Raw genomic sequence first — 13,665 nt, 5'->3', positions numbered from 1 at the left:
CAATTAATTCTATGCCAATGGTAACTAGAAAGTACAAAGTAAAAGATGTTGATATGGTGCTTGCCCTTTCAACTATTGTAGAAAACGCTAAGCTGAACCAGCCTTTTCTGCAGACCAAACGTTCCACGTTTACGATGGAATATTTCAACCAACTTCAGACTAAAATTGATGCTGTGATTCAGCAATTCCTGGGTGCTGACAATGCAAAACTGCTTCGGGATTCTACGGCGCTGTTATATGCTTCTCAAGCGATCGCATTAACATTGGCTAGTGAAATGAAATTACAGATTGAGTTGGATTTCGAAGCTTCAAAAACAGAAATGCTGAACAATTTAGGCTTTACGGCTTTTTGGCCCCGCGCGGTTAAAAAAGATCAAGAAGCGCTCGTCAATTTGCTCTATCGTTTCAAAACCAACATGACGCCGGCTTTAAAAGCAACAATGGTAGCCAACGGAACCATTGAGGCAGATATTGATGCCCTGCTGGCCAAGGCTGACGAACTTCACGTTTCAAATACAACGCAGGAAACGAATAAAGCCAACCGCCCGATAAATACAAAAGCCGAAGTGGATGCGTACAACATCATTTACAATAAGGTAATGGCTGTAACCCGACTGGCAAATCGTTTTTATAAAGGAGACGAAACACACCAAAAACTGTTCAGTTTCAGCAAGATTTCAAAAACCATTAATGCCTCTCCGAAAAAAGCTAACCCTACTCCGGTAGTTTAATCGTCCCTTCCCGATAAAACAAATCCCGCAAGTGCGGGATTTTTTATGCCTTCTGAAATGTATTTTTATAAATAGGGAATTCGTGTGAGTTCTTGGGGAATTAGTTTTCCTTCATAGGAAATCGATTTGCATGCATAGGAAACTATTTTTCATTCATAGGAAATTAGTTTTCACACATAGGAAACTACTTTATGTCCATAGGAAACCTGTTTGCATCCATAGGAAACTTGTTCGCACGCATAGGAAACTAATTTATATTCATAGGAAACTATTTTGCACGCGTGGGAAACTATTGTTCATGCGTGGAAGTATTGTAAATGCTCGAAAGTTTCAATATTAAACCTCCTACAAATTTTCTGGTAAGTCTGTTTTAGATTTACTTCTTAAACTTCGAGATTCCTGATTGCAACCAAGCTTCATATTCTGCCTTGTCAGGCGTGTATCCCACCGGTTCATTTAAATCTTTGCCCTCAGAATCAAGAATAATATAATAAGGCTGTGCGTTTGCCTTGTATCGCGTGATCTGAAAATCGCTCCATTTGTTTCCTTTGGTCTTGATTTTTCTGCCTGTTTCTTTAGAAGTGAATTTTTCGTTTTCAGGCAATTCTTGTTTCTCGTCCACATATAAAGAAATCAACACGACTTCATTTTTTATGATGCTTTGAATTTCATTTTGAGACCAAACAAAGTCTTCCATCTTACGGCAATTTTCACAGCCAAATCCGGTAAAGTCTAAGAGAATTGGTTTTTTAACTTCTTTGGCATAAGCCACACCTTTGTCATAATCTGTAAAAGCGATGATGCCGTGAACACTCACTTTTGCGCCGTCAGGAAGTTTCTCCGAGGACGTCGCAACAGTTGCAGAACCTCCGACTCCGTTTGGCGATTCGCTGTATGTTATTGATGGCGGAAAGCCACTTATTATTTTTAAAGGCGCACCCCATAATCCCGGAATCAAATATACCGTGAACGATAAAACCAATAACGAAAGCATTAGTCTTCCCACAGAAATACTTTGGGTTGGGCTGTCATGCGGTAGCGTAATTTTCCCTAATAGATACAATGCCCAAGCTCCAAAAACGGCAATCCATATCGCCAAGAAAACTTCTCTTTCAAGCAAGTGCGTTTGCATTACCAAGTCTGCTTTTGACAAGAACTTGAAGGCAAATGCCAATTCTAAAAATCCTAAAGAAACTTTTACCGTATTCAACCATCCACCTGATTTTGGCAATGAATTTAACCATCCTGGAAACAAAGCAAAAAGCATAAATGGCAAAGCTAATGCTAATGAAAAACCAACCATTCCAACAATCGGAGCGATTCCTCCTTTTGAAGCTGCTTCTACTAAAAGTGATCCAACAATGGGTCCGGTGCATGAAAATGAAACTATTGCCAATGCCAAAGCCATGAAAAATATTCCAACAAATCCGCCTCTGTCTGCTTGTCTATCGACTTTGTTTGCCCAAGAATTTGGCAGTACAATTTCAAAAGCGCCCAAGAATGAAGAGGCAAAAAAGACCAATAAAATAAAGAAAATTACGTTAAACCAAACATTCGTTGACAGTGCATTTAAAGCATCTGCCCCAAAAATTGCTGTTACCAGCGATCCTAATATTACATAAATTAGTATGATTGATATTCCATAAAGTATCGCGTTTCTGATACCTTGTGCTTTGTTTTTGCTTTGTTTTGTAAAAAAACTTACCGTCATCGGGATCATCGGGAACACGCATGGCGTTAATAACGCTGCGAATCCAGATAGAAAAGCGATTAAGAAAATAGACAACAATCCCTTTTTATCACTGTCTTTTTCGATCTTTTTCGTTGCGATTTTCACCTCTGTTTTGGCCACAACACTGCGATCTTGAAATGTCTGAACTTCTTCTGATGAAACCGTTTTCAAGTTAAACTCAAAGAATTTATTTTGCTGAATGCAAACGTCTTTACAAACTTGATATGATAATTCTAACTGAACATATTCGTTCTTTGGGTTAGTAATTTTAATTAATTGTTGCAACTGCATTTTCTCTTTAAAGAATGTCTCGTCAACTTTAAAAACGTCGTTAAATTCAGTGATTGTTTCGCTTTCTTTCGCTTTTCCAACTGGCTCAAAATTGTCTTTATTGTTATTAAACAAAACTTCTAAAGGCAATGCACCACCGTCTGGCGTGAACTGAGAATACACATGCCATCCCATTTCAATAGTACCATCAAGGGTTACCAAATATTCAGTTTCTGACTTTTTCTCAATTTTTGAAGTCCATTTTACCGGATTTAAAATCTGTGCGTTTGTGGCAGTAAATGCGAAGAATAAGAAAAATAAAAGGGCTATTTTTTTCATTATAAGAGAGCTATTTTTAAGAGTTGGTTTGTTGTATTTTTAATTTTAAATCGTTTGTCTTGGCGTTTTCCAATAACCCAAACGATTTGATCTTCAGAAAGCAAAAGCCACGTATTTTCTTTGTCACTCAAAGACATTTTTTCGTCTTTAAAATACTTGCTGACTTTCTTTTTTCCGTCGATTCCGGCAGGGCAAAAGTAGTCACCTTCTCGCCATTTTCTAATATGCAAAGGGAACTTTAACGTTTCTTTATCTACGTAAATTTCAGTAGGATTGGTACTTTTTCCAGCTTCAGAAACCGTTTCGGTTTTTAATTTTATTGGAATTGAAATTTCGGCATCTGCTTCTATTTCATAAACGGTACAATCTTCTTTCGGAATTTCTTCCAAAATCAAAAAATCTCTATCTTTTGAAAGTCGGTATTTCTCAGAAAGTATGAACTTCCCAGATTGCGCTTCGGTTAAATTCGAAATGTCTTTCCAAGCTGTAAATCCAAAAGGTTGCAACCATTCAAACAAATAAGCTTCATAATTTGGAAGTCGTTTTAAGTCAAAAAGTCGAAATAGCTTTTGTCCTTCTTTCTCCGTAACGACTTGTTTGTAAACCAAAACAGAAGCATCATCGGCCAAAGATTTTGCCTGTTCCAAATGTTTTAAAGTATCTTGAAACGAATTTAAAAAACTCGGATTTAAACTTTTTAAAATTGGAACAATGTCGTGGCGTAATTTATTCCGAAGGTATTTATCAGAAGCATTACTGCTGTCTTCTCGCCACTCAATTTTGTTCTCAGAAGCAAATTCTTCAATTTCCTCTCGAGAAAAATTCAATAACGGACGAACAATTTTATCATTCTGAACCGGAATTCCGGTCAAGCCTTCCAAGCCAGTTCCGCGCGTAAAATTGATTAAAAAAGTTTCGAGATTATCGTCTAAATGATGCGCCGTTAAAATGTAATCTAAGTTATTTTCTTGAAGCAATTGGTGAAACCAAATGTATCGAAGTTGACGCGCTGCCACTTGAATAGATAGTTTATTATCTTTTGCAAAACTTTCTGTATCAAAAGAAGTTACGAATAATTCCAAATCATTTTTAGAAGCAAAATGGCTGACAAATTGCTCGTCGCCATCGCTTTCGTTTCCGCGTAATTTAAAATTGCAATGCGCTAGTGAAATATTGTAATTTAATTGCTTTAATAAATAAGCCAAAACCACGCTGTCAATGCCTCCGCTGATTGCCAAAAGCAGTTTTTTTTCTTTTAAAAAAGGAAGATTTTCTGAGAGCTGTTTTTGAAATTTAGAAAGCATTTTCAAAGATATGAATTCAAAGATTTTTTGCCACGAATTCACGAATTTCTTTTTAATAATTCGTGAATTTTTAATTATTTTAAGACAAAACTTGGCGCATCGCTTTTGCTTTCAGCAGACATTCTTCATATTCTTTTTCAGGAATTGACAATGAAGTTATTGCGCTTCCGACAGAAAAGGAAACATAATTATTTTCTTCGTTGTATAAAATGCTTCGGATAACCACGTTGAAATCAAAGTCGTTTTCTGGCGTAAAATAACCGATGGCACCGCTGTAAAGTCCGCGTTTTGTTTCTTCTAAATCTTCAATGATTTGCATCGCAGAAATCTTTGGAGCGCCGGTCATACTTCCCATCGGGAACGTAGTTTTAATAATTTCCACAGGAGATTTATTTGAATTCACTTTGGAAATTACCGTAGAAATCAAATGATGCACTTGCTTAAAAGAATAAGCACCACATAATACTTCCACTTCAACGGAACCTTTTGAAGCGGTTCGAGATAAGTCATTTCTAACCAAATCGACAATCATTATATTTTCCGAACGTTCTTTTTCGTTTGAAATCAGTTCTTGTCTTATCTTTTCATCTTCGGCTACATCTTCGTGTCGTTTTGCCGTTCCTTTAATTGGTTGGGAAATTATTTTGTCGTTTTCCTTTCGTAAATATCTTTCTGGCGAAGCTGACAATAAAAACTGCTTGTGATTTTTGAAAAATACGGCAAACGGCGGTTCTGAAATTTCATTCAGCTTTTGGTAAATTTCAACCGGACTTATCTTGGCGTTTTCGGCGTAAAATTCCATGCAAAAGTTAGCTTCATAAATATCTCCACGATGAATGTGTTCGAGCATATTTGAAACTTTCTCTACATATTTTTCTTGAGAAATTCTTTGATGAATCTGCAAACTGCTGTCTGAATTCTGTGAACTGAAATCTGCAATCTGCTCAATTTCTTCCAAATCTTCTTCCACTTCGTCATCGCACATATTTAAATATTTGATTTCGAGTTGGTCACCTTTTATAAGAAAAAGTTTTTTGGGCTGAAAAAAGAATAATTCTGGGAAATGTAATCCGTCGAAATTCTTGGATTTTAATTCTTCGGTATCGTTTTTTAAATCATAAGAAAGATATCCGAAAAGCCAATCTTTTGTGGTTTGCTGGTATTGTTTTAAATCTTCAAACGCATTAATTTCATCGGTTTTTATGGATGTAAAAGCGTCAACAGCAAGGATTGTATCGAAGGAAGTGTATTTCTGTTCGTAATTATTGCTGTCTAAAAAAATAGCTTCCCGGAATTGTTTTGACCAATTCAGAAGCTGTTTTTTGAATGCTGTTGGGTTTTTAATTTGAAGGTTTATTGACGTTCTCAATGGATTTAATTTAAAGTGTAAAATTAGGGAAATTTGTCATTGCGGGGAACGAAGCAATCACATTAGTTTGTCGATTTTCTTTGTCGATTCAGATTATGTGATTGCTTCGTTCCTCGCAATGACGCTCACCGCAATGACGGTGAGAAAATAAAAAACCCGCTTCTTGTGGAAACGGGTTTTCTTTATCTAAAATTTCTCAAAGTTTAATCTTCTAAAAATCTAACAATCTAAATATTACATATGAATCGGTCTGTTTTCAGTTGCAGCCAATGCCGCTTCTTTTACAGCTTCCGCGTATGTTGGATGCGCGTGGCTCATTCTTGAAATATCTTCGGCCGATGCCTTGAACTCCATTGCCACAACAGCTTCAGCGATCAAATCTGCTGTTCTTGCGCCAATCATGTGGATTCCTAAAACTTCGTCCGTTTTCTTGTCTGCAAGAATTTTCACAAAACCGTCAGTGTCACCGCTTGCGCGAGAACGTCCCAACGCTTTAAAAGGGAAACTTCCGGCTTTGTACTCCACTCCCGCTTCTTTCAACTGTTCTTCTGTTTTACCAACAGCCGCAACTTCTGGCCAAGTATAAACTACGCCCGGAATCAAGTTGTAATCGATGTGAGGTTTTTGTCCGGCGATTGTTTCTGCTACAAAAACACCTTCTTCTTCGGCTTTGTGAGCCAACATTGCACCTTTGATTACGTCACCAATTGCATAAATATTTGAAACCGAAGTCTGCAAATGATCGTTTACTTCCACTTGGCCTCTTTCAGTGATTTTTACGCCCGCTTTGTCAGCGTTCAAACCGTCTGTGTAAGGACGACGACCAACAGAAACTAAAGAATAATCTCCGTCAAGCGTAATCGTTTCTCCTTTTGCGTTTTCAGCCTGAACTTGAACACCGTCTCCGTTTCTTTCTACAGATTTCACTTTGTGAGATGTATAGAATTTCATGCCTTGTTTTTTCAAGACTTTTGTCAATTCTTTAGACAAACCAGCGTCCATTCCCGGGATGATTCTGTCCAAATATTCGACTACAGAAACCTGCGCGCCAAGACGAAGATATACTTGTCCCAACTCTAATCCGATAACGCCACCGCCAATAACGATAAGGTGTTTCGGAACTTCTTTCAAGTTTAAAGCTTCCGTAGAAGTGATGATTTTTTCTTTGTCAATTTTGATGAATGGCAAAGACGATGGTTTTGAACCAGTAGCGATAATCGTATATTTTGCTTCTAAAGTTTCAGAAGAACCGTCAGCTTTTGCAACATTAATATGAGTAGCGTCTTCGAATGAACCAACGCCTTCAAAAACAGTGATTTTATTTTTGTCCATCAAATATTTGATACCAGAAACGTTCTGGTCAACAACCGAACCTTTTCTTGCAATCATTTGCTCGATAGAAAATTTGATTTCGCCTGTGATTTCGATTCCGTGTTCTTTGAAATGCGAAATGGCATCGTGATAATGGTGCGAAGAATCTAGCAAAGCTTTTGAGGGAATACATCCTACATTTAAACAGGTTCCTCCTAAAGTGCTGTATTTTTCAATGATTGCGGTGTTGAAACCTAATTGCGCCGCACGGATTGCAGCCACATATCCACCAGGTCCTGAACCAATAACGACTACGTCAAATGAACTCATGATATATATTTTTTGTGTTTTTTAAAATTTGTGTAGCAAAATTACGGAAGTTTTTTTGTTTAGGCTTGAAAGATTTCTAATTTCTACAAGTCAAAAACATTTGTCAGTTCACGCAAAGTTGCCAAGACACTATTTTAAGAACTAATAGCCATACTTTGCCTTCATTTTGTTTTTAAAATCTTCCCAAGATCTGACTTCTGATTTGCCTGAATTACTTCTGCTTGGCTTCAAATCTTTGGCAGTTGTTTCAGTATTTTCGATTTCTTCGATGATTTCCCCGAAAACAGTTTCTAAGGTTTCTAATTTTGTTTCGTCTTCAAGAATTTTTTCAAAATCGTTTTTTAATTTTTTCTTTAAAACTGTAGTTTTCATATCTGTATGGTTTTATAAAGTGATACTTAATTTAATTATTCTTTTGCGGTTTGCTTTTCTCTGGAAGCATTTCTGCTCAATAAAACGTAGCCCAAAATTCCTGCAATTATCGAAGCTACAAAGATCCCGATTTTTGCTTGCGTAACTTGTTCGTCATTTGAGTAAGCTAAAGTTGTGATGAAAAGACACATCGTGAAACCTATTCCGGATAAAATACTGATTCCGAAAAGATGATTGACGGTCATTTTCTTTGGAAGTTTTACTAATTTTAATTTTAAAAGGATAAAAGTAACTCCAAAAATACCGAGAAATTTTCCAACGACTAAACCGGTTACAATTCCGGAAAATATATTGTTTGAAAACAAATCTTCGAAATTGACATTGAAGACAACGCCAGCATTCGCCAAAGCAAAAATTGGCATTACTACAAACGAAACTACCGGATGCAAACCATGCTCCAATCGCTGTAACGGAGGCATTGCATGTTTTGTCATCGATTTCATTTTTCCAATAATATGCAGTTGATCGTTTGTCAAAGTCGGGCCGTCAAGCGATTCGATTTCGTCTAAATTGGTTGAATATTTTTTAATTTTTTTCAAGAAACCTGTTTCGCTGATTTTTGTAGTCGCCGGAATTGTAAAGGCTACCAAAACCGCTGCAATTGTTGCATGAACGCCCGAAAGCAAAAACGGAAGCCAAACTCCAAGAATTCCAACTACGCCATAAAAATGCGTACTTCTGACTCCGAATTTGTTCGCAATTATCAGCAATACGAAGAAGATTAAACCGACAATTAAACTGATGTATGAAATTTCATTGGTGTAAACCAAAGCGATTATCAAAACGGCTCCAATGTCATCGACAATCCCAAAAGCGGTAAAAAATATTTTGACAGAAACCGGAATTTTATCTCCCAATAAATATAAAATTCCGAGAACAAATGCGATGTCACAAGCCATTGGAATTCCCCAACCAGAAAGTGCTTCTGAATCGCCACCGTTAAATAAATAGAAAATTAAGGCAGGGAAAATCATTCCGGAAATCCCCACGATTATCGGAAGAATTGCGTTTTTGAAGCCTGATAATTGTCCGTCAACCATTTCACGTTTTAACTCCAATCCTAATACGAAGAAAAATATCGAAATTAATCCGTCGTTAATCCAGTGATGCAAGTCATAATCTAGGAAAACAGTGTCATTGAAATGCAGCGAAATTCTGTTTTTCCATAATCCTAAAAACCAATCTGACCAAGGAGAATTCGCCAATGCCACTGCAATTATTGTTGCCACCAAAAGCACCACGCCACCCATCACAGAATTGCTGATAAACGATTTTAACGGATTGATTACATATTTGTCAACGGGCGCTTGTTTTAATTGGTCTTGCATAGAAGTTTTTTTGGTGGTTTTCTCAAAAATAACTTTTTAACACTTAAAAACCAATGAATTCTAAGGCTTTAGCTTTTTTTTGGGAAAGATTTTACAACACAAAAGCAGTAGAATTTTTTACTTCACCAATCATAAAAGTGCTATGCGTGCTTCCGATATGTTGCAAGCTTGTCAGTTTTGTAACCATAAATTCTCGGTATTCTTCCATATTTTCTACGCAGATTTTCAAGATGTAATCGTAATCGCCGCTGACATGGAAACACTCTAAAACTTCGGTCAATTTCACGACTTCTTTTTCAAATTGCGAAATGAATTCTTTGGTGTGCTGCATTAATTTTAAGTGGCAAAAAACAACAAAACCTTTCTGGATTTTATTTCTGTTCAATAGAACTACGTAGTTGGAAATCACTCCTTCCCTTTCCAGTTTTTTAATTCTTTCATAAACTGCTGTAACCGAAAGATTTAATTTCAATGAAAGCTCTTTTGTGGTTCTTTTTGAATCTTCTTGCAACAATTTCAGAAGCTTTTTATCGATGTTGTCTAAAGTCATTTTGGATGAATTTTCGGTTGAAAATTAATTTTATAGAAAATAATAGTTTTATAATTTATCAAAAATACTATTTATAGTTTAATAATCTAAATATTTGGTATATGATTGATTAATTATTGGTTAAAGTGTTGTTTTGGAATGTTATTTCACAGGTTTACAAAGGAAACCACAGAGATTTATAAAGAAGATAAAACTTTATAAAATCAATTACAATTTTAGCTTTAAAAATATAACTTGAGGACGAGATTGCTTCGTTCCTCGCAATGACTTAACTATGAAAAATTTCAATCCCGCTGATAATATTCAAGATTTGCAATATTTTGGAGAATTTGGAGGCGTAAATCCCTCAATTTCTGATTCATCAACTTACACTTTCTTGTCTGCAAAAACGATGTTTGACACTTTTGAAGGAAACGCTGAAGGCTGTTATCTGTATTCTCGCCACTCTTCGCCGAGCAATTTATATTTAGATAAAGCTTTGGCAGCAATGGAAGGAACGGAGTCTGCAAATGTTGCCGCTTCTGGAATGGGAGCGATTACGCCAACGCTTTTGCAATTGTGTGGTAGCGGAGATCACATCGTTTCAAGCCGAACGATTTATGGCGGAACGTACGCTTTCTTGAAGAATTTTACACCAAAATTCGGAATCAAAACGACTTTTGTTGACATTACAAAACTAGATGTTGTGGAAGCGGCAATTACCAAAAACACTAAAGTTTTATACTGCGAAACAGTTTCGAATCCGTTACTTGAAGTGGCGGATATTGCTGGTTTGGCAAAAATTGCGAAAAAACATAATATCAAATTGGTTGTCGACAATACATTTTCGCCTTTATCGGTTGCTCCAGCAAAAATGGGCGCTGATATTGTGATTCACAGTTTGACAAAATACATCAACGGAAGCAGTGATACCGTTGGTGGAGTGGTTTGCGCTTCGCAAGAATTTATCAACGACTTGAAAAATGTGAACAACGGAGCGAGCATGCTTTTGGGACCTACGATGGACAGTTTGCGTTCGGCGAGTGTGATGAAAAACTTGAGAACGTTGCACATCAGAATGAAGCAACACAGCCATAATGCACAGTTTTTAGCCGAAAAATTTGAAGAAGCTGGTTTGAAAACTGTTTATCCAGGTTTGAAAAGCCATCCTAGTCACGAGTTATATAAAGGTATGATTAATCCCGAATATGGTTTTGGAGGAATGATGACCGTTGACGTTGGAACTTTGGACAAAGCCAATGAATTGATGGAATTAATGCAAGAGCGAAATTTGGGTTATTTGGCCGTGAGTTTAGGTTTTTACAAGACATTATTTAGCGCTCCTGGAACTTCAACTTCAAGCGAAATTCCGTTGGATGAGCAAAAAGAGATGGGACTGACAGATGGTTTGATTCGTTTTTCAATTGGTTTAGATAACGATATTAATCGCACTTTTGAGATGATGAAGGGTTGTATGGTTGAACTTGGGATTTTAAAAGACGTTGCTTTTGCTTAGTTTTTGAATTTATATGAATTTGCCTTTCTGATTTTTAATTGGAAAGGCTTTTTTGTTTCCTCTAACTTAAAAGAAACACGGATTTGAGAAATTTTAAAAATTTTAATAATTCCCCTTTTCGCATTAGTTTTTAAATTTATGTCTAAAAAAATGTGTTAGAATCTTTGATATCTTGTGTTTTAAAAACTTTATCAAATTTGTAACAATCTAAAATTCCTGCGTCTACTATTTTGAGTAAATTAGCGACTTTAATTTTTAAATATGAAAAAAATCACATTTTTATCGGTGTTTCTGTTGGTTGGGATTACGGCTTTTGCCCAAAAAAACCTGACCATCGAAGAAGCAACTTATGGACAATACCGCAACTTTGCTGTTGAAAATATTGTTTCTCCGCAATGGCGAAAAGACACCAAAACAGTTACTTATCTTGACAATTCTTATTCAAAATTACTTGCAAAAAGCGAAGAAGGAAATTGGGCAGAAACAACACTTTTGACCAAAGATGAATTGCAAAATGCCTTAAAAAGTAAATTTTCTTCGGATGAATTTCAATTGAGAATGTTTCCGTATTCCTATTCTTGGATTGATAAAAATACGTTGGAATTTGAAGTGGATGGAAAAAATTCTAAATATTTAATTCAGTTTGATGTTGCCCAAAAAGCGGTAAAAAACGGCTTTGCATTTTCTTCGGAAGGCAGAAACCAAATCATTTCTTCGGATGGAAAAAATACAGCTTGGTTAGACGATAACAATATCAAAATCACGAATGGTTCCGGAACAATTTCAGTAACTTCTGATGAAAATAAAGGAATTGTAAACGGAAGCGATTACACGCACCGTCAAGAATTTGGTATCGACCGAGGTATGTGGTGGAGTCCAAAAAATGATAAATTGGCGTTTTATAGAAAAGACGAATCGATGGTTGCGGGTTATCCGTTGATTGACTTTGGAGCTAGAATTGCCAAATCAAAAGACATCAAATATCCGATGGCTGGGGAAAAAAGCGAAGAAGTGACTTTGGTAATTTATGACGTAAATGCTAAAAAATCATTGACTTTGCAAACTGGAGAACCAAAAGAGCAATATTTGACGTGCATCACTTGGGAACCAAACGGAAAATTCGTGTATGTTGGGCTTTTAAACAGAGAACAAAATCACTTAAAACTGAACAAATACGATGCTTCAACAGGAGCTTTGGTTAAAACTTTATTTGAAGAAAAAGCTTCGACTTATGTAGAACCTTTGCACGATCTGACTTTCTTACCAAATTCTTCTTCGGAGTTTTTATACAGAAGCGAAAAAGACGGTTTTGAGCAATTTTACCTTTACAATACTGACGGAAAATTGGTTAGAAAATTAGGATTCAAAGACGTTGTCGTAACTTCAATGTTGGATTTTGACAAAGACGGGAAAAATCTTTTTTACATCGGGACAACAAACAATGGCTTGGACAGACAATTCTTTAAAGTAGATTTAAAATCTGGAAAAACCACACAATTGACTTCCACTTCTGGAACTCATTCGGGAAGCATCAGCAGTGACGGAACGCTTTTGTTTGACCAATTTTCAAGCGTTGCAACTCCAAATGATATAAACATTGTAAACTTGAAATCGAATAAATCAACGAATTTGGTTAAAGCCGCGAATCCATATTTAGGGAAAACAAATTTGCCGAAAATGGAATTGGTTACCATCACTTCTGCAGACGGAAAAACGCCTTTAAACGGAAGATTGATTTATCCGGCAAATTTTGACGCAAACAAAAAATACCCAGTGATGGTGTATGTTTACGGAGGTCCGCATGCGCAGTTGGTAACCAATAAATTTCTTGGCGGAGCAACTTTGTTCGATTATTACATGGCGCAAAATGAATATGTAGTTTTGACAGTTGATAACAGAGGAAGCGACGCTCGCGGAAGGGATTTTGAACACGTAATTCACAGAAATTTAGGTGTAAACGAAATGGCTGACCAAATGAAAGGTATTGAATTTTTGAAATCAAAATCATTTGTTGACCAAGAAAAAATCGGAGTTTATGGCTGGAGTTTTGGTGGATTTATGACGACTTCTTTGATGGTAAATCACAGCGACGTTTTTAAAGTGGGAGTTGCCGGCGGACCAGTAATTGATTGGAGTTTTTATGAGGCGATGTATGGCGAAAGATATATGGATATGCCACAAGAAAATCAAGCTGGATATGACAATAACAATTTGACAAAAAAAGCAAACCAATTGAAAGGCAGACTTTTAATGATTCACGGAGCGCAAGATCCAGTTGTTGTACAACAAAACAGCATGGAATTTATTCAAGCGTGTATTAAAGCTGGAAAACAAGTGGATTATTTCTTATATCCAACTCACGAACACAACGTTAGCGGAAAAGACAGAGTTCATTTGAACCAAAAAATTGCTGATTATTTTGATATTCATTTGAAGTAAAATTCGAAATTTTGCTGCTAAAAAAAATCCGTTTA

General features: G+C 36.4%; 10 protein-coding genes. 3 read left to right on the top strand and 7 right to left on the bottom strand.

Going from position 1 to position 13,665, the window contains the following annotated elements; genetic code table 11:
• The first annotated feature begins 17 nt into the window (after positions 1 to 17).
• Positions 18 to 731, top strand: a complete 714-nt coding sequence (locus ACFPVY_RS00750) for a hypothetical protein (RefSeq protein WP_379789763.1) — start codon at positions 18 to 20, stop codon at positions 729 to 731.
• Between the two features lie 376 nt (positions 732 to 1,107).
• On the opposite strand, the gene ACFPVY_RS00745 is transcribed toward ACFPVY_RS00750, so the two are convergent.
• From ACFPVY_RS00745 to ACFPVY_RS00715, 7 genes are all read right to left on the bottom strand, one after another.
• Positions 1,108 to 3,072: a protein-disulfide reductase DsbD family protein gene (locus ACFPVY_RS00745; RefSeq protein ID WP_379789762.1), complete on the bottom strand. Its 1,965-nt coding sequence runs from the start codon at positions 3,070 to 3,072 to the stop codon at positions 1,108 to 1,110.
• Complete coding sequence (gene tilS, locus ACFPVY_RS00740) at positions 3,072 to 4,376, bottom strand: tRNA lysidine(34) synthetase TilS (RefSeq protein WP_379789760.1); 1,305 nt, start codon at positions 4,374 to 4,376, stop codon at positions 3,072 to 3,074. The genes ACFPVY_RS00745 and tilS overlap by 1 nt, the downstream gene beginning before the upstream one ends.
• Positions 4,377 to 4,455: 79 nt before the next feature.
• Positions 4,456 to 5,745: an anthranilate synthase component I family protein gene (locus ACFPVY_RS00735; RefSeq protein ID WP_379789759.1), complete on the bottom strand. Its 1,290-nt coding sequence runs from the start codon at positions 5,743 to 5,745 to the stop codon at positions 4,456 to 4,458.
• A gap of 234 nt (positions 5,746 to 5,979) precedes the next feature.
• On the bottom strand, positions 5,980 to 7,386 hold the full coding sequence (gene lpdA / locus ACFPVY_RS00730; protein ID WP_379789758.1) for a dihydrolipoyl dehydrogenase: 1,407 nt from the start codon (positions 7,384 to 7,386) through the stop codon (positions 5,980 to 5,982).
• 141 nt (positions 7,387 to 7,527) lie between these two features.
• On the bottom strand, positions 7,528 to 7,758 hold the full coding sequence (locus ACFPVY_RS00725; RefSeq protein WP_296148091.1) for a hypothetical protein: 231 nt from the start codon (positions 7,756 to 7,758) through the stop codon (positions 7,528 to 7,530).
• 35 nt (positions 7,759 to 7,793) lie between these two features.
• The gene (nhaA, locus tag ACFPVY_RS00720; protein ID WP_379789757.1) at positions 7,794 to 9,146 is read right to left on the bottom strand and encodes a Na+/H+ antiporter NhaA; all 1,353 of its coding nucleotides are present in this window, start codon (positions 9,144 to 9,146) and stop codon (positions 7,794 to 7,796) included.
• A gap of 91 nt (positions 9,147 to 9,237) precedes the next feature.
• Positions 9,238 to 9,696: an Lrp/AsnC family transcriptional regulator gene (locus ACFPVY_RS00715; protein WP_379789756.1), complete on the bottom strand. Its 459-nt coding sequence runs from the start codon at positions 9,694 to 9,696 to the stop codon at positions 9,238 to 9,240.
• Positions 9,697 to 9,970: 274 nt separating this feature from the next.
• Here ACFPVY_RS00715 and ACFPVY_RS00710 point away from each other — a divergent pair, with 274 nt between their 5' ends.
• Entirely contained in the window at positions 9,971 to 11,191 is a 1,221-nt protein-coding gene (locus ACFPVY_RS00710; RefSeq protein ID WP_379789755.1) for an aminotransferase class I/II-fold pyridoxal phosphate-dependent enzyme, read from the top strand.
• Positions 11,192 to 11,452: 261 nt separating this feature from the next.
• Complete coding sequence (locus ACFPVY_RS00705) at positions 11,453 to 13,630, top strand: S9 family peptidase (protein WP_379789754.1); 2,178 nt, start codon at positions 11,453 to 11,455, stop codon at positions 13,628 to 13,630.
• Positions 13,631 to 13,665 lie beyond the last annotated feature (35 nt).

Source organism: Flavobacterium qiangtangense, assembly GCF_042658345.1.
GTDB lineage: Bacteria > Bacteroidota > Bacteroidia > Flavobacteriales > Flavobacteriaceae > Flavobacterium > Flavobacterium qiangtangense.
Note: the sequence above shows the minus strand (reverse complement) of the source record. Positions and strands in the feature narration are given on the sequence as shown.